Source organism: Paraburkholderia sp. GAS448, assembly GCF_050435685.1.
Classification (GTDB): Bacteria; Pseudomonadota; Gammaproteobacteria; order Burkholderiales; family Burkholderiaceae; genus Paraburkholderia.
Genome location: NZ_JBNDKT010000005.1, coordinates 283,631 through 301,125 on the forward strand (window position 1 = coordinate 283,631; position 17,495 = coordinate 301,125).

Here is a 17,495-nt window from a genome sequence, read left to right on the forward strand (position 1 = left end):
CGCACAAAGGTCAGACGCGACCACCGTACGCGGGGAGAGGGCAAAAACGCCGTTGGCCAGGCGACGTTTCTGTGTATGGACGGATAGTAGGGATGGTCAAAAAAACTTCGATGCTAGTCCGGCATATGGTCATGCGAATTTCGCATAGTTCGGGATAACCCTATTCAGAGGGCTGCGAAGCGGCCCGAAGGTGCCGCCATAGCGTGTCCAGAAACTCACTTCGATTCGAGGCGTCCCGATACACCCGAAGCTCGACTTCGAGATTCCAGTTTGGCCTGCCAGCTGCAACCAGCTCTCCCGCATCAAGCTCGGCGGCGATGGAGCTTTTGGGAAGCCACGCGACCCCTTCGCCTTCCATGACCAGCTTTTTGAGGACCTCGGCCATGTCGGACTCGTAGTGAAGGCGCAAAGCCGGCGTCGCCTCAGCGTGACCCAACAGGAGCGCAAGACAGCGGCCGAAATAGCTGGTTTCCGTATACGAAATAAGTGGCAATGGCCGGTCCGCCGTTCCCGGCAAGCGAAACATCGGTGCGGAACGTTGGTTTGGCCTGCAGACCGGCATGAATGTGTCGACACCCACGGTAAGGTGTTCGTACCTCGTCGGGTCCAGGTGGAGCGGTAGCTCGGGGTGGTGATAGGCGAACATCAACTCGCAGTTGCCGTTGACGAGCATCAGAATCGAATCGTGGACATTGGTCGGAATCACTCGCGCGCGCACCTCGCCAAAACGCGCAGTGAGCGCCTTCAGCCAGGCGGGCAGGAAACCAAGCGCGATCGAGTGGCCCGCTGCAATCTGCAGGCCTTTGCCCGCCATGCGTTGCTCGGTGCGTATGATGGCTCGCGTATCGAACAGCTTTCCAAGTATGTCTTCCGCGGCTTCCCGAAACAGTTGACCGGCGGGTGTCAGCGTCGGGGGGAAGCTGCTCCGGTCGATGAGGTCCGCGCCCACCCACTGCTCAAGCGACTGGATTCGCCTGCTGAACCCTGACTGAGTGACATTCCGGAATTCAGCGGCGCGCGAGAAACTCTGATACTGGGAGAGCGCGATGAAGTCCTCAATCCACTTGATTTCCATATCTGTTCCGTATCACTTCGACCGGCTTGCGGTAGCTTTCGAAAGAGTCAGATTCTACGCTGGACGGTATGTTGGACCGCGATGACGAGGTGAGCCGCGGCGCGCGGTATTTTTTCGGCAAATCCGGAGGATCCCAATCGGCGCTCTTCAGAATCTCCGTTTCCTGCCGTTACCGTACTGATGGCATGCCTTGATGCGCATTGGTGAAGTTGCCGATTCCGGGAACTGCAGCGTAGACGGCGTTTTGCGGATAAACAGTCTCTTTGACAGCATGGAAAACCCTGGAATCGACAGCGAAAACGAATACTGCGTGCCGGTCAGCGATTTACATATGCCCGTCATCCGTTACGACGCGCAGGGTCAACGGCGCTACATGAATCGCGCCGCGGCAACGACGATGAGTGCCGCATCCGAAGGCTCCCGGGTGTTGTTCACCGAAGCCGAGTTGCTGTCGCCGCAGACGCTGCGGCATTACCTCGACGCCATTCGCGAAGTCGCCACCACTGGCGTCGCGCGCGAGTTGGAACTGGCGTTCGACGGTATCCGTGCGGCACAGCGCGAATACTACTTCGTACAGTTCGTGACCGATCCGGTTCGGGACGGGGAACCCGGTGTGCTCGCGATCTATTTCGACATCACCGCGCGCAAGCGGGCGGAGGCAAAACTCCGCGAGCGGGAGTCCTTTCTCGAATCGCTGCTCGATACCATTCCCATTCCCGTTTTCTCGAAGGACAGGGAAGGGCGCTATCTGCACCTCAACAGGGCCTTTGAAGCGTTTTTGGGCATATCAAAGCAACAATTCGTCGGTAAGACCGTCTTCGAGACGAGCCCCTACGAATTGGCGAAAACCTATTTCGCCATGGACGAGGATCTCTTCGCGAATGGGGGCATCCAGCGATACGAATTCAAGGCCCGAAACGCGCTGAAAGAGGTGCGCGACGTGGAATTCAGCAAGGCGGTTTTTCACGACGGAGAGGGCCGCAAGGCCGGGTTGATCGGTGCGATTCTGGACATCACCGAACGCAAGCGGGCAGAAGCAGAGCAGCGGGCACAATACGAAAAGATTCTCCAGCTCAACAAGAGTCTCGAAGATAAGGCGCTGGAATTATCCGAGGCACGCGCACAGCTGATGAACGTGCTACATACCATTCCCGATATGGTGTGGCTAAAGAGCACGGCTGGTGTCTTCATGCTGTGCAATCACAGCGTTGAGCGATTTGTCGGTAAGTCGAAAGCGGAAATTCTCGGGAAAACCGACTACGACTTTTTTGATCCCGGATTTGCCGACTTCATTCGCGAACGCGACAAGGCAGCAATCGATGCAATGCGTGTTTGCGTCAATGACGAATGGGTGGTCTCTCCCGCGACCGGCGAACGTAAGTTGCTGGAGACGCGCAGGCTGCCGGTATTCGATGCGCAGGGGGCGGTGACGGGCGTGCTCGGCGTGGCGCGAGACATGACCGAGCGGCGCCGTTTCGACGAAACACTGGCCCGGCGGGAGCGGGAATTCAGAACCCTCGTCGAACACTCGCCCGATACGGTTGCCCGCTACGGAAGGGATTTTCGACGCATCTACGTCAATCCGACTTTCGCATCGCTCGCCAAGGGGGGAGCAGAGGCACTGATCGGCAAGACGCCGAGCGAATATCCTGGCGGCCCCAATACGGTCCTCTACGAGCAACAGCTCGAGGAAGTATTCGCCACGGCAAGCGATAGGGAATTCGAGTTGAAATGGGGGCCGGCCGAGGTCAGGCAGCTATGCCACCTGATCAGGCTGACCCCGGAGCTCGGGGCGAACGGCACGGTGGAAACGGTCCTTGCCGTGGGGCGGGACATCACGGAGCTCCATGCGTCGAGAGAGAAGATCCATCGCATGGCGTATTTCGATGCGCTGACAGCGCTGCCGAACCGCGCCCTGTTCAACGAATACCTGCAACAGACAATCTCCACCAGCGCGCACGGTCGCTTGACGGCCGTCATGATGATCGATCTGGACCGTTTCAAGGGCGTCAATGACACGATGGGCCATGCGGTCGGTGATGAGCTGTTGCGTGAAGCGGCGGGGCGCCTGCTCGCCTGCGTGCGTCCAGGCGACACGGTCGCGCGCTTCGGTGGCGACGAGTTCGCCGTTCTGCTGCCCGAGGTTCGCGATCATTGCACTCTGGAGCAGATCTCCGCGATGATCATTAACAGGCTCGACGAGCGTTTCTCGCTGGACGGAAAAGAAGTGTTCATTTCGTGCAGCCTCGGCATCGCGCTGTATCCGATCGACAGTATCGATGCCGAAGATCTGCTGAGATATGCGGATTCGGCGATGTACCTCGCGAAGCGCTCAGGTCGTCGCGGTTTTCGCTTTTACACGAAGGATCTGACCATCAAAGCCACCGCGCATCTGTTGCTCGAGTCGGAGCTTCGTCGCGCGATCGATCAAGGCGAGCTTGAACTGCATTACCAGCCCCAGGTGTCGTTTCGCGGTGCAGAAGTGATCGGTTCCGAAGCGTTGTTGAGGTGGAATCGGCCTGGCATGGGTTTCATTTCGCCGGATCAGTTCGTGCCGGTTGCAGAGGAAACTGGCCTTATCGTCGATCTCGGCAGATGGGTGCTTCGCGAGGCCTGTCGCGCGGCCTTCGAGTGGAACGCCGGCGGCGGAGCGCGTCACAAGGTGGCAATCAATCTGTCGGCCAGGCAGTTTCAGTCTCGCGACCTGGCGCTGATGGTAAGGGATATCCTCGATGAAACCGGTTGCCGCCCCGAATGGCTGGAGTTCGAGATCACCGAAAGCCTGCTGCTGGAAGAAGACGACTCGGTCATGAGCGCGCTTCTGGCGTTCAGGAACATGGGGCTATCGATCGCGATCGATGATTTTGGCACCGGCTACTCCGCGCTCAGCTATCTGGCTCGCTTTCCAATTGACACGCTTAAGATCGATCGTACGTTCGTGCAACGGGTCACCACCGACCGGCGTCATGCCGAGCTCGTCAAGGCGATTCTTTCCATCGCGCGCTGCCTTGGGCAGCGGGTCGTCGCTGAAGGCGTCGAGACGATGGAGCAGGCGACGTTTCTTGATGTGCATGGTTGTCAGGTCGCCCAAGGTTTCCTCTACAGCAAACCGCTGCGCAAGCCTGACATCTCGTCACTTCCCCGTTATCTCAGTCCGGGTGTTGCGGCCCATGACACACCCTGAGGGAGCGCGCAGGAAGCGCCACGTGCTGCCGCGCGTGGCATCGACAGCGTGCTGGGCGTATTGCCGATCAACCGTCGCCGCTGGTGTCAGGGCGACGACGGTTTTCTTAAAGCGCTCGAAGTTAGAAAGCGTGCTTCAATCCTATGGTCAGCGATATCTGCCGGTCCGAATTCGAATTCGGCAGATTCGGAATCTGCGCATAGTTCACTGTCGCACCCGTGGCGGGATCGGTGGCGATGCCGCTACCTGCCGCCTTCTGGAAAATCCCCACCGCGTATAGCGTCGTGCGTTTCGACAGGTTGTACGACGTGCCGAGATTCACCTGATGGAATTTCGGCGAACCACTGACATCCGTTCTCATCGAGTTGTAGATGTAGGCCGCGCCGACGCTCCATGCGGGCGTGATCGCCCACGTGCCATTCACCTGCACGATATCGAAGCGCGCGTCCGCGCCTTCGGGGCGCACGGCGCTGGCGAAGTACTGGCTGTCGTCGAGGGTCGTGTGCGTGTAGACGAGCGAGACGGTGGCCGGGCCATACGTATACGAGCCGCCTGCTCCGAACACCTTCAGCGAGTGCGCGTTCTGCAACTGGCAGTACATCGCATCCGGATTCGAACAGGCGAGCGCGCCGAAATATCCTTGCGATCCCCCCAGCGCCGCATCGAGCGGATTGTTGAGCGCCAGATAGCCGACCCCGAACGATACCGGTGCACCGGCGTAATTCGCGGATACCGCCCAGCCGCGCTTCTGCGAGAAATCGCCCGCGACGCCGCCAGGGCTATACGTGCCGCTGAACGTCAGCCCGGCGATGGCGGGACTCACATATTGAATCGCGTTGTTGAGATTGAGCGTTGCATTCAGGTTGTCGATATCGCCGAAGCTCGAACCGTATAGCGTCGACCAGATCACGCTCGACGAATACGGCGCAATCACGTTCGTGTACGAATCGAACTGGCGCCCGAACGTCAGCGTACCGAAGCGGTCGTTCGTCAGGCCGACCCACGCCGCCTGATTGAAGAGGGCGCCAGACTGAATCAACCCGCCATTCGCGGAAAAGAAGCTGTTTTCCAGCTTGAACGATACGCTGTTGCCGCCGCCGATATCTTCCGTGCCGGTCAGGCCGAAACGCGATGGCCCGAGATTGCCGCCGCCCAGTTGCCAGTTCTGGCCCCCGGTTACGCTGCCGTCGGCGCGCGTGGTCTGCTGGTTGCTGGTGTACGTGATGCCGGCATCCATGGTGCCGTACAGTGTGATACCGCTCTGCGCGAAGGCGTGCGGCGTGGCGGCAGTAGCGGCGAGCGCTACCGCCGCCGCCGCGATGGTACGCGGCGTCGTCGGCTTGTTTCTCAATGTGTTTCCCCTGTTGTCGTCGCCTGATTGCGTTGAACGGGTCAGGCGTAATTCATCATCACGGATTTGCTTTCCGTGTACTGGTCGATCACCGCGCGGCCCAGTTCGCGGCCGAAGCCCGACTGCTTCATGCCGCCGAACGGCAGCGCGTTATCGAGCAGCGAGTGACAGTTGACCCACACCGTGCCCGCGTGGATGCGTGGAATCAGCTTGTGGATCGCGGACAGATCGTTCGACCAGATGCTGGCGCCGAGGCCGTAGGGCGTATCGTTCGCGAGCTGCACGGCGGTGTCGATGTCGGAGAAGGGCATCGCCACCAGCACGGGTCCGAAGATCTCCTCGCGCACCACTTTCATCGTGTGGTTCGTATCGACCAGTACGGTCGGCTCGACGAAATAGCCCGGGCATTCCAGACGTTTTCCGCCAGCCACCCCACGCGCGCCTTCAGCGAAGCCGGACTCGATGTAGCCGCACACACGCTCGCGCTGCTTCGCCGACACGAGCGGCCCGATCTGCGTGGCGGGGTCCATGCCGGGGCCGAGCTTCATGGACTGCGCGATCTTCGCGACGCCTTCGATCACCTGGTCGAAGACCTTGTCATGGATATAGACGCGCGAGCCAGCCGTGCACACCTGACCCTGGTTGAAGAAGATCGCGTTGGCCACGCCTGCGGCCGCCCTGTCGACATCGACGTCCGGCAGGACGATCACCGGCGATTTGCCGCCGAGTTCCAGCGACATGCGCGTCATGTTGTCGAGCGCGGCGTGGCCGATCAGTTTGCCCGTCTGCGTCGAGCCGGTGAAGGCGATCTTGTCGATCTGCGGGTGACTCGCGAGTGCTGCACCGGCCGTGTGTCCATAGCCCGTGACGATGTTGACGACACCCGCCGGATAGCCGGCCTCCTGGATCAGCTCACCTAAGCGCAGTGCGGACAGCGGCGTGTCTTCAGCGGGTTTCAGAACGACGGTGCAGCCGGTCGCGAGTGCCGGCGCGATTTTCCACGCGGCCATCAGCAGCGGAAAATTCCACGGAATGATCGCGCCGACCACGCCGACTGGCTCCTTGCGCGTGTACGAGAACACTTCGCTATCGGGCATGTAGGGGATGCCTGCATCGATCACGCTGCCTTCGATCTTCGTCGCCCAGCCGGCCATGTAGCGGAAGCACTGTGCGGCCATCGCGACGTCGAGTCCCTGCGCGACGAGCACCGACTTGCCGTTGTCGAGCGATTCGATTTCCGCGAGTTCGCGCGCGTTCGCTTCGACGAGGTCGGCGAGCTTCAGCAGCAGGCGCTCGCGATCGGTGGTTTTCATGCTGCGCCACGGGCCCTGATCGAACGCGCGGCGGGCGGCGGCGACGGCCTGCTGCACATCGGTCGCATCGGCCTCGGGCACGCGTGCGAGCAGCGTCGCGTTGGCCGGGTTCAGCACGTCGAGCACGCGGCCTGTTGCGGCTTCGCTCCATTCGCCGCCGATCAGCATCTTCTTCGGTTTCGCGAGAAAAGCGCGGGTGGCGTCGAGCAGCGGAAATTCTGCGGGGGTGTTGCCTGTCTCCATGTTCCTGTCCTTGATGATCGATTGGCGAATGAGCGGGTTCAGTAGCGCTCGGCGGCGCCGTGGATGCCTTGGTTTTTCAACGCCTTGATGAGCCCCGCCCGAACGGTCGCGACATCGGCAAAAGCCGGGCGGCGATGCGTGGCGACTTCGTCGGCGGTATACGGCTTGAAGTCGCGCGGCAGCGAGTCGCGGTTCTTCGTGGTCAGCAGCCAGTTGAGGACATCGGCGAGTTCCGCGTCGGAAAGCGCCGAGTTCGATGCGCCCGGTACACGCATCACGTACTCGCGTCCGGCGGGCAGATGCTCGAAGTAGCCGAGCGATCCGGCAAGCGGCGGCACTTTGCCGGGAATGCCGCTGCCGGTTGCGGTGTGGCAGCCCATGCAGTTGAGCACCCAGTGCTGTTGCGCGAGCGACGCATCCGGGCCGGCCTCGGCAGCGGGCGCAGCGACGCACGCCGCCGCGCCCGCCACCAGCGTCGCACCGAGCAGACGGGCGGCGGCCGCGTTCACAGCCCGAGACTCTTCGTGACGACCGCGCGCTGGGCGTGCACGGCGCTGCTGTCCATCGCCTGGCCACGGGCGGTCTTGATGTCGCTCGCGGTGAACGGCTTCGCACTGCCGTGCTGCGCGTTCAGATCGAACACGACGTAGTTGAGGACCTGGGCCAGGTCTTCATCGCTCGCACTCGCGAAGCTCGGCATCTTGAAGTTGAATGTTTTGTCGTTCACCTTGATCTCGCCGAACATCCCGTGCACCACGGTCGCCGTGAGCTGCTGCCGGCCCGCTGCGGTGCCCGCGTATTTGCCGGGATAGTCGGTGAGGGGCGGCGCGAGTCCGTCCTGTCCCTTACCGCCCGCCTGATGGCACACCGCGCATTGCGCGTCGAACATGCTCTTGCCGGCGGGGTAGTGCACGGACTGCTGCGCGAAGGCCGCGCCCGACGCCGCTGCCGCCGCGCACGTGGTCAGTGCCATCGCCAGCCGTTTTGCGTTGAGGCTGATCATTGCTTTGCTGCTCCCAGCAGGACCGACACGGAACAGTGATAGTTCGCGTCCTTGTTGGCCATGCACCAGTTGATGTCGTTGTTCAGCGAGAGCTTGTAGAGCGGCTTCTCGCGTTCGTTGCGGTTACAGAAGCACTTGCCGCAGGAGGTTTTGCCGCAGCAGTCGTTGTACGACACGATGTAGTCGGAACCGTCGTGCGGATTGCGGCAGGTGCCGATCCACGTGATCGGCGAAGCCGTCGTGCCGGGCGGACAACTGCTCGACGTGCCGCCGCAGCAGCTGCACAGCCAGCCGTCGATCGCGCAGTACTTCCAGTAGTCGCAGCTCATCGGGTCGTCGCTCGACGCCGAGGCGCCCGATCCACCGGCCGCGCCCGAGGCGGGCGCATCCGCCGCATAGGCAGTGCGGTCCACCGGCAGGAGCGGCACCAGCGCCGAACCCACCAGCACCTTGCCGAGCTTCGCCATCGCGCTGCGTCGCGAGCTTCGCTGCGCGACGCCGCGCGCCGACTGCTCGAACCATGAATCAAACCAGGCCATATGTTTTTTCTCCGTCTGTCAGGTCAGAAGCCGGACGCATTAAGCGTGCTGTTCGTGGTGCTCGTGCTCAGCGCCGTGCACGTACTGCTGCAGCGACGCGACACCGAGTTCGCGGGCTTCGAACAGGCTTTCGAGGTGTTCGCGCGAATTGACGAGACCCTTCGCGCGCACCTTGCCGCTTTCGTCGAGCAGTACCGCGTACGGCAGCTTGCCGATCTGGTAAGCCATGCCGAGTTCCTGCGACAGCACATACGGGAAGCGGTCGAGCGAATGCTTCTGCGCGAAGCGTGTGTGTTCGGCAACTTCGCCGTCGCTCGCGAGCACGATGTTCACGGGTGTCGCTTCGCTCGCCTGGATCGACGGCAACAGCGGCAGAAGCTTCTTGCAGACCGGGCAGGTCGGCGACAGGAAGAACAGCAGCGTTCCCTTGCCCGCCGCGTCGATGCCGCCGACCTTCACCTGGCGGCCGAACAGGTCGTTCAGTTCGAAGGTCGGTGCGAGTGCGCCGACGGCGGGGCCCTTGTCGATCATCAATGCGCCGACGGGCATCATGCGTTCATACAGAATGCCGACCTGGCGCACCAGTGCGAGACAGATGGCGCCGAGCGCGAGCACGGCGACCCACAGCAGGGCGGTGGAAACGGTGAGAGCGGTTGACATCATGAATTCCTCAAATGGGTGAGCCGGGGCACGTTGGCGAGCAGCACGTCGAGCGTGAGTAGCGCACAGACGATGAGCAGGACGGCGAAGAAGAGCGTCAGGTAGTCGAACCAGACGATGGCGCGCAGCGCAGGGTCGATCAACGCGGTTGCGGCGAGCGCGGCCAGCAGCAAAGCGCGGGCCACATGCCACCAGCCGATGCCTTGCGGTGTGTCGCGCCGCGACGCATTGAGCGCGGCGGAGAACGAACAGCCGCAGTCGATATCGGTATGGCCGCGCGCAATGTTGATCGCGAGACCGCACGCGAACGCGATCAGCAACGCGGTGAGCACGATGGCGCCGACCATGCGCGTATCGGGAAACAGCAGCGCGCCTGCACCAATCGTTTCCGCTGCCGTGATCGAAAACGCGGCAGGTGCAACGAGCGCATCGGGCAGCAGGTGGTATTGCGCGAGCGCCGTGCGAAACGCGGCCGGCCTGCGCCATTTCGCGACCGCGCCAAGCAATACGACGATCGCGGTGCCGGCCTGAGCAGCGGTGGTGAGAACAGGATCGATCATCATCGCGGCCTCACGGATTCACGAGCAGCGAGGACGTATTGCCCACCTGCTTTTCGACGTGGCGGAGCTTGCCGCTCTTCGCGTCCATCGCGACGAGGTCGGAGGTGGCGGTGATGCCGTAAAAGAGCGGCTGCGCGTCTTCGCTGACCTGGATCGAGATGAGCGGGTCGATCTTCTGCTGCGCGAGATCCCAGCGCGCGATGCGCTTTTTCGTGTTCAGGTCGAACACCCAGATTTCGGTGGCGGGATCCTTGTGCGAGCCGTCGACACCCTTATGCATCGCGACATAGAAACGTCCCAGCTTCGCCTGCACGGCGGTTTGCTGAAGCCCGCCCGGACGCCAGCCTTCCGCGCGTTCCGCGTCGCTCAGCAGTGACCACGGCTGGCCGAACACCGGCTTGTCGCCGCGAAAATCCGCGCTGTGCACCCTGCCGTGATAGGTGGTGAACAGGTAGCCGCCCTGCCACGGCGAAGCGTTGACGAACGCCGGATCGCGATCGACGTCGATGAACGCATCCGACATCGTTCGCTTCACTTCCTTGCCGGCCGTATCGAGCGTGACGGTGAGCGCCTTGCCGCTTTCGCACATCGACGTCACGCGGTTGTTTCCGGACGGGTACGCGAGCACGCATGCCGCCATGTCGATTTCGGAGAGCACCTTCTTCGACTTCACGTCGATCACGGTGAGCGATGCAGCCGGCGTGATGTTCGCGACATACAGGCGCGTGCCGTCCGCGCTGAACGCCGTGTTGTACGGCGACGGCACATGCTGGCCGCGCTTTGGCGGGATGACGATTTCGTCGCTGTGGTCGAGCGTCGCGTTGTCGGTCATCTCAACGACGTCGGTGCGCTTGCCACGGGAGCCGCGCGAGAAATACGTCGTCGATACGTAGCTCGTCTTATGGTCCGGCGAAATCGCAAAACCCGGCGTAAAGCCTGCATCGATCTGGCCGAGCAGCCGATTCGCGTCGGCATCGTAGACATAGACGCGAGCGTCGGTCATCGACGGCATCGAAATGTCGACGACGAAAATCTCATGGGGATGCCACGGTGGCATTTTCGCTACCGTCAGTTCCTCGGGCTTCTCGACGGCCTGTGCGCTGCACGCCAGGGCCGACGCAAACGCCAGAGCCGCCGCGGTCGCCGCGGTTCGTCGCCTCAATCTCATGTCGTCTCCTTGATCGATTCACGGGGTGTGTTTCGGTGGAAGAGACTCTAGATCGACGAAATCGGCACGCAGGTCCGAAAGCGGCAGCGCGTGATTGCCGATTCAGGACATCAGTAGACGAAGCGAAAGGGTGGTAAGGAAGCTGTCGGGTTTCGGCGGGTTCAGGCCGGTTGGGCCGCTGGAAAACCCTGGGAGGAAGGGGATTCGTCAGAAGGTTGTGAGCGTGCGCAGCGTCGTTTGGGCGTGTCTTCGCGACCTCGGACGCGCGCTAAAAGACTCACGTGCGACGAGCGGTTTGCGAAGGCAGTTCGCCGAACTGCAACTGGTATTCGCGCGCAAAGTGGCCGAGATGCAGAAAGCCCCAGCGACGCGCGGCCTCACGGATGCTGACATCGCGCGCACGGGTGCTGTGCAGTACACGTCGCGCGGCGTTCAGACGGATCGAGCGCAGATAGTCGACGGGCGTCATGCGCGAGATCGCCTGGAAGCTGTTCTGCATCGTGCGGCGGCTGACTTTCAGCTTCGCGCACAGGTCGAGCACCGACAGCGGCTCCTCGGGATGCGCGAGCACGAGTTCATGGCTGCGCCGCACGATATCGCTCTGGCACGCATGCGTGAGCGGCGTGCTGGCGTCGGGCATCGCGAACATGAGCGTCTGCGCGAGCAGATCGACCACCTGGTGTGCGAGCGCGCGGCTGGACGGCCGGTCGGAGGCATGGAACGCGGGGGCTGCCCCGGCGTGATCGAGGGACGCATCCTGCGCGGCTGCGGGTTCGGGCGAACTCGCGTCGATCTCGCACAACAGTCTGACGAGTTGCAGCGCCGCGCGTTCGTAGGCGGCATGCGGCACGTCGAGCACCGGTTTGCCGCGCGTAATCGCAGTCATGTTGCTGCCGAGCGCTTCGTTCAGCAGTTCGATAAACGACGCGCCAAGCGCGATGCCAACCATTTCCATTTGCGGCGGCGAATGCAGCACGAACTCCTGGCCGCCCGAGCAGGCGATGATCGAATCGCGCTGCACCTGCAGGTTGCGAAACGTCCACTCCGACACCCCGGACAGCGGGATGCCGAAGATGAGCGTGTCGGCGGGCAGCTCGCCTTGCTGGACGATCTGCCGGTTGGCGGCTTCGTGAAAAACCTGGACGCCTTCGACCTGCAACTGGCGCAGCGTGCTCTGAAAGCGCCCTGCGCTCAGCTGGTCGTAGCGCTGGTCCCAACCTTGCAGCGCACTGGCGTGATGATCCGCGTCCGCGAACAATTGATGTTTGACGTGCACGCGCGCATTCTCCTGACGCCGTCGCGCGCGATGAGCGCCGCTGCTGCGGACGCGGGCGCGACGGGCTTCTGTCTCCGGGGGTTCCGGGTGTCTCCGATAGGTGGCCGAGGTGTGCCGGGGCACGGCGGGCGTGCGGGCGGGCACCTGCGGCATCGTGTCGCGATTATACGGGCATTGAAAGATCGCGCGAGGGTCAGACGGAGGCCTCGCGGTTTAACTCCCCGACTATCTCACCCTCATTTTCATCGTCAGCAGCCGTATCCGGGGCGTTCATCCCGTACGCGATCATCATTCTGTACAGTGTGGTGCGCGAGATGCCGAGCGACGCTGCCGCCTTGCTCAATCGGTGATTGTGCCGCAACAAGGCCGATTCAATGGCGCTGCGCTCGGCCGCTTCGCGTATCTGATCAAGCGTGGTCATCTCCGTCTCAACCTGGGATTCAAGGTCGAGATCGCGAGCGGTAAGGAGTCGGCCTTCACCCATCACGAGCGCGCGGCGCACGCGGTTGATCAACTCGCGCACATTGCCCGGCCAGTGGTAGCTGTACATCGCCTCGATCGCTGATGGCGTAAAGCCCTGAATCTTTCGGGCGCTGTCGATCTTGTACTTCTGCAGGACGTGATGTGCCAGTATTTCGATGTCCCGGCCGCGCATGCGCAGCGGCGGCTCGTCGACGCGCAGCACGCACAGCCGGTGGAACAGATCGGCCCGAAAGCGCCCGTCGCGTACCGCTGCTTCGAGGTTGACGTGCGTCGCCGATATCACGCGTATGTCGACAGGAAGCGACTCGTGGCCCCCGAGTCGCTCGATTTTGCCTTCCTGCAGGAAGCGCAGCAGGCTCGCCTGCGCCTCGATCGGCATGTCGCCGATCTCATCGAGAAACAGGGTGCCTCCATTCGCCGATTCGATGCGGCCGATCTTGCGCTGGTCTGCACCCGTGAAGGCGCCGCGCTCGTAGCCAAACAGTTCCGATTGCAGAAGATGATGCGGAATCGCGCCGCAATTGATCGCAACGAACGGCGCCTTGCGGCGCGGGGAACGCTCGTGGATCGCAAGGGCGGTGAGTTCCTTGCCTGTACCCGATTCGCCGGAAATGAACACGCTTGCGTTCGTTTTAGCGACCTTGCCGATCGTGCGAAGAAGCTGCTGCATGGCTGCACTCGCGCCGACCATGCTGTTGTTGCCCTTAAGCGTGACCTCCGCGACAGTGTCGACATAGTTCAACGCTACCATGCCACGCGCGTGTCCGAGCACGTGCGAGATCCATTCAGGCGGCATTGGCAGTGTGACGTAGTCGAAACAGTAATTGCGAATCAGCTCGAGCACGCTGCGGCTTGCTGACTCTCCTTCGCCCGTAATCGCTACCCAACCGATGGTCGGTTGACTCAAGCTTGCCTTGAGGGTGGTAAGGTCGCGCGGCGTGAAGTCATGGAAATCGATGAGGCCCGCTGCGGGGCCTGCCGCTTTCGCGGCGACCTCCGCTCCGGCAGCGGTTTTCGCGATTGTGATGTCCCAGCCGGCTGAGCGCATCTCTGCAAGGAGCGCTTCATCCGGTGCGCGGGCAACGCAGATTAATCGGCGTTGCGTGTCCGGTCGGGGCAGAGGGGCGGACTGTGCCAGATCGGCTGTCACGCAGGAGATCGGTCCAGGACGTTCAGATAATTCAGGCACGATATTCCCCCGGTTCTTCTTACCAGTTGCACGCATGAACAACAGATGCGTAACGACGTCTTCTACGTTGTGCGCGGCCCGACAAAATTTCTGGTGCGGATATCTTCGCCGTGACCCGAAGAGCACCTACACAGTTGTAACGTCCTGAGCGGCCATAGGTGCATCGGGACTTTCCCGATGCGGACATACCCCGGAAGCGACTGCGTACGTCACCGACACAGGCGCAGTATCACACGGCATCACTCACAGGGATTGAGTTGCAGCAATGTCTGGGCTCCGTTTCATTCGCGGAAGAATGCGGGTCTTTTGCGGGTTGTGGCGCAAATAGCGAGGTTGAACCGGTTAAGGTATTAGGCCGACCGAATTAAGAACGGACGATGGGCAAGCTGAAAAGCATAGGTAAGTTGTTCGCGGGTCGTCACTTCATTCGGGACCTGATCATTCTGTGCGTACGCTTGTACCTGCGCTACAAGCTCAGCCTGCGTGACCTTGTTGAGCGACCAGCATGAATGCTCGTTCACCACGGGCTCAACGCCGCCCGCCGAACCAGGGCCGCCCCGACGACCCCGATCCGACCTTCACACGACTCGACTCTCTTGATTGCCCGCTTCAGGCCTGGCTTTGCGTTGCAAACGGCAGCGCGTAGACCCGCTTGCCGGTGGCCGCGAAAATCGCATTGGCGACAGCGGGCCCAATGGGCGCCACACCAGGCTCGCCGATGCCGGTAGGCGCTTCCGTCGAAGGCACGATATGCACCTCGACCTTCGGCATCGCGTCGATCCGCAGCACCTGGTAGCCGTCGAAATTGTTCTGCCCGATCCGGCCGTCCTTCAACGTGATCGCGCCATACAGCATGGCGCCGAGCCCGAAGCCGATGCCGCCTTCTATCTGCGCGGCAATCACGTCGGGGTTGATCGCGGTGCCGCAGTCTACCGCGCAGACGACCCGGTCGACCCTGACCTTCCCGTCCTTGTCGACGGAGACTTCGGCAACCTGCGCGACGAACGTGTGGAACGCTTCGGCTACCGCAATTCCACGACCTTTGCCGGGCGGCAGAGGCGCGCCGCTCCAGCCAGCCCGCTCGGCTGCCAGATCGAGCACGGCCTGCATGCGGGGCTGATGCGCGAGCAGGTTGCGTCGGAACCTGAATGGATCCTGGCCCGCCGCGTGCGCCGCTTCGTCGATGAATGCTTCGACGGCGAATGCCGTGTGCGAACTGCCTACGACCCGCCACCACAGGACGGGCACGCCAGTGCGCGTCGTCGCAAGCTCGACCGAGACGTTGGGAATCGCATACGCGATGTTCGCGGCGCCTTCCACTGAAGTCGGGTCGATCCCGTTCTTGACCATCGCCGCAAACGGCGTGTCCGCGACGATCGACTGCCCGACGATCACATGCCGCCAGCCCACGAGCTTGCCATCGCGAGTCAGCCCTGCCTCGAGCTTGTGGAAATACATCGGGCGGTAGAGACCGCCGTGGATGTCGTCCTCGCGTGTCCACTGGAGCTTGACTGGCGTGCCGTTCGCGCCTAGTGCTTTCGCGATCGACACCGCTTCAACAATGTAGTCCGATCCCGGATTGGCGCGCCGGCCAAAGCTGCCGCCCGCGTACAGCGTGTGAATGCTGACCTGCTGCGGCTGCAGGCCCGCCGCGCGCGCCGCGTTCGCCTGATCAACGGTCTGGAACTGGTCGCCCGCCCAGATCTCGCAGCTATTGGCGGTTAGTTTGACGACCGCGTCGAGCGGCTCCATCGGCGCGTGGGCCAGGTACGGGAATTCGTAGCTCGCGGAGATCTTGCGCGCTGCCCCCTCAATCGCCTTCGACGCGTCTCCTTCCACGCGTGCGGGAAGGCCCGGCTTTTCAGCGATCCGGCGGTATTCGGCCATGATGTCCGCCGAGCTGCGCTTTTCCGCGTGCGAGTCGTCCCATTCCACCTTAAGCGCGTCGCGGCCCTGCTTCGCCGCCCAGAAGCTCTTCGCCACGACCGCGACGCCCCGCGGAACCTGCACCACGTCCACGACGCCAGGCACCGCCTTTGCCGCCGACGCATCGAAGGACCGCACGGTCGCACCGAACAGGGGCGGGCGCTGCATCAGCGCGACCAGCATGCCGGGGAACGTGACGTCGATCGTGAACTGCGCAGTGCCGTCGGTTTTCGGCGGCACGTCGACCCGGGGGGCCCGGGTGCCGATCAGCCGGAAGTTTCGAGGGTCCTTGAGTGCAGCTTTTTCCGGCACCGGCAGCGTTGCCGCCGCGGACGCGAGCGATCCATACGATGCCCGCTTTCCGCTCGCGTCGTGATAAACGGAGCCGCGCTCTGTGCGCAGCTCGGAAGCCGGCACTTGCCACTGCTTTGCGGCGGCCGCGACCAGCATCACGCGGGCCTTGGCTCCGGCCTCGCGGAGCTGCATCCACGAATTGGCCATTGCCGAACTGCCGCCCGTCCCCTGCATCGTGCCGAACGCAAGATTCGCATAGCGATTCGCATCGGCGGGCGCGCTTTCGACGCGAACGTGCGCCCAGTCCGCGTCGAGTTCCTCGGCGACGATCGTCGCGATGCCCGTGTAGGCGCCTTGGCCCATCTCCACGTGCTTGGCGATCACGGTCACGCTGTCGTCGGCGCCGACCCGCAGAAACGCGTTGGGCGCGAACGTGCCGCCGGTTGTCTCCGCAGCGACGGCGCGCCGGGACGAGCCGCCCCATTCGAAGCCAATGGTCAACGCCAGCGCGGCCGCCGTGCCGACGCCCTTGAGGAACGTGCGCCGCGACGGGCTCTGCATGTCAACGATATCGGTCGTCATCGCTCACCCCTTGATCGTGTCGGCGGCGGCGTGGATCGCCGCGCGAATCCGCGTGTAGGTCGCACAGCGACAGATGTTGCCGCTCATCGCGGCGTCGATGTCCGCATCGGTGGGCGCCGGGTTTTGCACTAGCAGCGCGGCGGCGGACATGATCTGTCCGGACTGGCAGTAGCCGCACTGCGGGACCTGCAGCTTGACCCACGCGGCCTGCACCGCTTTGCCCGGCTTGCCCTGCAGGCCCTCGATCGTGGTGATATGGCGGCCCTCGACGGCGGACAGCGGCGTGATGCACGAGCGTATCGGCTGTCCTTCGAGATGGACCGTGCACGCGCCGCATTGCGCCATGCCGCAACCAAACTTCGTTCCGTGCAGACCCGCGACTTCGCGGATCGCCCATAGCAGCGGCATATTGGGATCGGCGTCTAGCGTGGTGGACTTGCCGTTGAGAATCAGGGTGGTGGACATCGATGACTCCGCGTGTGATTCGGGTTCTGGTATCGCGTATGCCTGGCGCTTAGTCTCGCGGCCGGTTTTGAGCGCGGCCGGAGCACTGCGGCGAAGCGGTCGCTGCGGTTGCCAGTGCTTTCACGGCCACGGCGTGCGGGGCTCTGGCGAAGCAGTGGAAACCTGTCCGAGTTTGACTCAAGGC

Annotated in this window: 14 protein-coding genes and 1 pseudogene; 2 read left to right on the plus strand and 13 right to left on the minus strand. The window is 62.8% G+C overall.

Annotated elements, in window-relative coordinates; translation table 11 throughout:
• Positions 1-160 precede the first annotated feature (160 nt).
• A complete protein-coding gene (locus P3T23_RS12640) occupies positions 161-1,075 on the minus strand; it encodes a LysR substrate-binding domain-containing protein (protein WP_429316496.1) in 915 nt (304 codons plus the stop codon).
• Positions 1,076-1,346: 271 nt separating this feature from the next.
• Here P3T23_RS12640 and P3T23_RS12645 point away from each other — a divergent pair, with 271 nt between their 5' ends.
• Positions 1,347-4,259 carry a sensor domain-containing protein gene (locus tag P3T23_RS12645; RefSeq protein WP_429316497.1) on the plus strand — a complete coding sequence of 971 codons (2,913 nt, stop codon included), beginning with the start codon at positions 1,347-1,349 and terminating at the stop codon, positions 4,257-4,259.
• Positions 4,260-4,380: 121 nt separating this feature from the next.
• On the opposite strand, the gene P3T23_RS12650 is transcribed toward P3T23_RS12645, so the two are convergent.
• The 10 genes from P3T23_RS12650 to P3T23_RS12695 all read right to left on the minus strand — a co-directional run bounded on the left by P3T23_RS12650 (position 4,381) and on the right by P3T23_RS12695 (position 14,080).
• Positions 4,381-5,610 (minus strand): porin, encoded by a 1,230-nt coding sequence (locus tag P3T23_RS12650; protein ID WP_429316498.1) that lies wholly within the window; start codon positions 5,608-5,610, stop codon positions 4,381-4,383.
• A gap of 41 nt (positions 5,611-5,651) precedes the next feature.
• On the minus strand, positions 5,652-7,166 hold the full coding sequence (locus P3T23_RS12655; RefSeq protein WP_429316499.1) for an aldehyde dehydrogenase family protein: 1,515 nt from the start codon (positions 7,164-7,166) through the stop codon (positions 5,652-5,654).
• A 38-nt stretch (positions 7,167-7,204) separates the two neighbouring features.
• A complete protein-coding gene (locus tag P3T23_RS12660; RefSeq protein ID WP_429316500.1) occupies positions 7,205-7,675 on the minus strand; it encodes a c-type cytochrome in 471 nt (156 codons plus the stop codon).
• Positions 7,672-8,169: a c-type cytochrome gene (locus P3T23_RS12665; RefSeq protein WP_429316501.1), complete on the minus strand. Its 498-nt coding sequence runs from the start codon at positions 8,167-8,169 to the stop codon at positions 7,672-7,674. The genes P3T23_RS12660 and P3T23_RS12665 overlap by 4 nt, the downstream gene beginning before the upstream one ends.
• Entirely contained in the window at positions 8,166-8,708 is a 543-nt protein-coding gene (locus tag P3T23_RS12670; protein ID WP_429316502.1) for a methylamine dehydrogenase light chain, read from the minus strand. The genes P3T23_RS12665 and P3T23_RS12670 overlap by 4 nt, the downstream gene beginning before the upstream one ends.
• Before the next feature lie 39 nt (positions 8,709-8,747).
• Entirely contained in the window at positions 8,748-9,371 is a 624-nt protein-coding gene (gene mauD / locus P3T23_RS12675) for a methylamine dehydrogenase accessory protein MauD (protein ID WP_429316503.1), read from the minus strand.
• A complete protein-coding gene (locus P3T23_RS12680; protein WP_429316504.1) occupies positions 9,368-9,931 on the minus strand; it encodes a MauE/DoxX family redox-associated membrane protein in 564 nt (187 codons plus the stop codon). The genes mauD and P3T23_RS12680 overlap by 4 nt, the downstream gene beginning before the upstream one ends.
• A gap of 7 nt (positions 9,932-9,938) precedes the next feature.
• Entirely contained in the window at positions 9,939-11,096 is a 1,158-nt protein-coding gene (locus P3T23_RS12685; RefSeq protein ID WP_429316505.1) for an amine dehydrogenase large subunit, read from the minus strand.
• Between the two features lie 277 nt (positions 11,097-11,373).
• Positions 11,374-12,372 (minus strand): helix-turn-helix domain-containing protein, encoded by a 999-nt coding sequence (locus P3T23_RS12690; protein ID WP_429316506.1) that lies wholly within the window; start codon positions 12,370-12,372, stop codon positions 11,374-11,376.
• Between the two features lie 193 nt (positions 12,373-12,565).
• Entirely contained in the window at positions 12,566-14,080 is a 1,515-nt protein-coding gene (locus tag P3T23_RS12695; protein ID WP_429316507.1) for a sigma 54-interacting transcriptional regulator, read from the minus strand.
• A 341-nt stretch (positions 14,081-14,421) separates the two neighbouring features.
• Here P3T23_RS12695 and P3T23_RS12700 point away from each other — a divergent pair.
• Positions 14,422-14,541, plus strand: a pseudogene (locus P3T23_RS12700) (IS6 family transposase); the annotation flags it as partial.
• A gap of 112 nt (positions 14,542-14,653) precedes the next feature.
• Here P3T23_RS12700 and P3T23_RS12705 read toward each other — a convergent pair.
• Together P3T23_RS12705 and P3T23_RS12710 are read right to left on the minus strand one after the other, a co-directional pair.
• Positions 14,654-16,846 carry a molybdopterin cofactor-binding domain-containing protein gene (locus P3T23_RS12705; RefSeq protein WP_429316508.1) on the minus strand — a complete coding sequence of 731 codons (2,193 nt, stop codon included), beginning with the start codon at positions 16,844-16,846 and terminating at the stop codon, positions 14,654-14,656.
• A 3-nt stretch (positions 16,847-16,849) separates the two neighbouring features.
• Positions 16,850-17,311 carry a (2Fe-2S)-binding protein gene (locus P3T23_RS12710; RefSeq protein WP_429316509.1) on the minus strand — a complete coding sequence of 154 codons (462 nt, stop codon included), beginning with the start codon at positions 17,309-17,311 and terminating at the stop codon, positions 16,850-16,852.
• Between the last annotated feature and the right edge of the window lie 184 nt (positions 17,312-17,495).

Excerpts from the sequence above, each read along its gene's own strand:
- P3T23_RS12645 (WP_429316497.1), top strand. The coding sequence starts at position 1,347 with ATGGAAAACCCTGGAATCGACAGCGAAAACGAATACTGCGTGCCGGTC.
- mauD (WP_429316503.1), bottom strand. The coding sequence starts at position 9,371 with ATGATGTCAACCGCTCTCACCGTTTCCACCGCCCTGCTGTGGGTCGCC.
- P3T23_RS12695 (WP_429316507.1), bottom strand. The coding sequence starts at position 14,080 with ATGCGTGCAACTGGTAAGAAGAACCGGGGGAATATCGTGCCTGAATTA.
- P3T23_RS12685 (WP_429316505.1), bottom strand. The coding sequence starts at position 11,096 with ATGAGATTGAGGCGACGAACCGCGGCGACCGCGGCGGCTCTGGCGTTT.
- P3T23_RS12670 (WP_429316502.1), bottom strand. The coding sequence starts at position 8,708 with ATGGCCTGGTTTGATTCATGGTTCGAGCAGTCGGCGCGCGGCGTCGCG.
- P3T23_RS12655 (WP_429316499.1), bottom strand. The coding sequence starts at position 7,166 with ATGGAGACAGGCAACACCCCCGCAGAATTTCCGCTGCTCGACGCCACC.
- P3T23_RS12640 (WP_429316496.1), bottom strand. The coding sequence starts at position 1,075 with ATGGAAATCAAGTGGATTGAGGACTTCATCGCGCTCTCCCAGTATCAG.
- P3T23_RS12710 (WP_429316509.1), bottom strand. The coding sequence starts at position 17,311 with ATGTCCACCACCCTGATTCTCAACGGCAAGTCCACCACGCTAGACGCC.
- P3T23_RS12665 (WP_429316501.1), bottom strand. The coding sequence starts at position 8,169 with ATGATCAGCCTCAACGCAAAACGGCTGGCGATGGCACTGACCACGTGC.
- P3T23_RS12680 (WP_429316504.1), bottom strand. The coding sequence starts at position 9,931 with ATGATGATCGATCCTGTTCTCACCACCGCTGCTCAGGCCGGCACCGCG.
- P3T23_RS12705 (WP_429316508.1), bottom strand. The coding sequence starts at position 16,846 with ATGACGACCGATATCGTTGACATGCAGAGCCCGTCGCGGCGCACGTTC.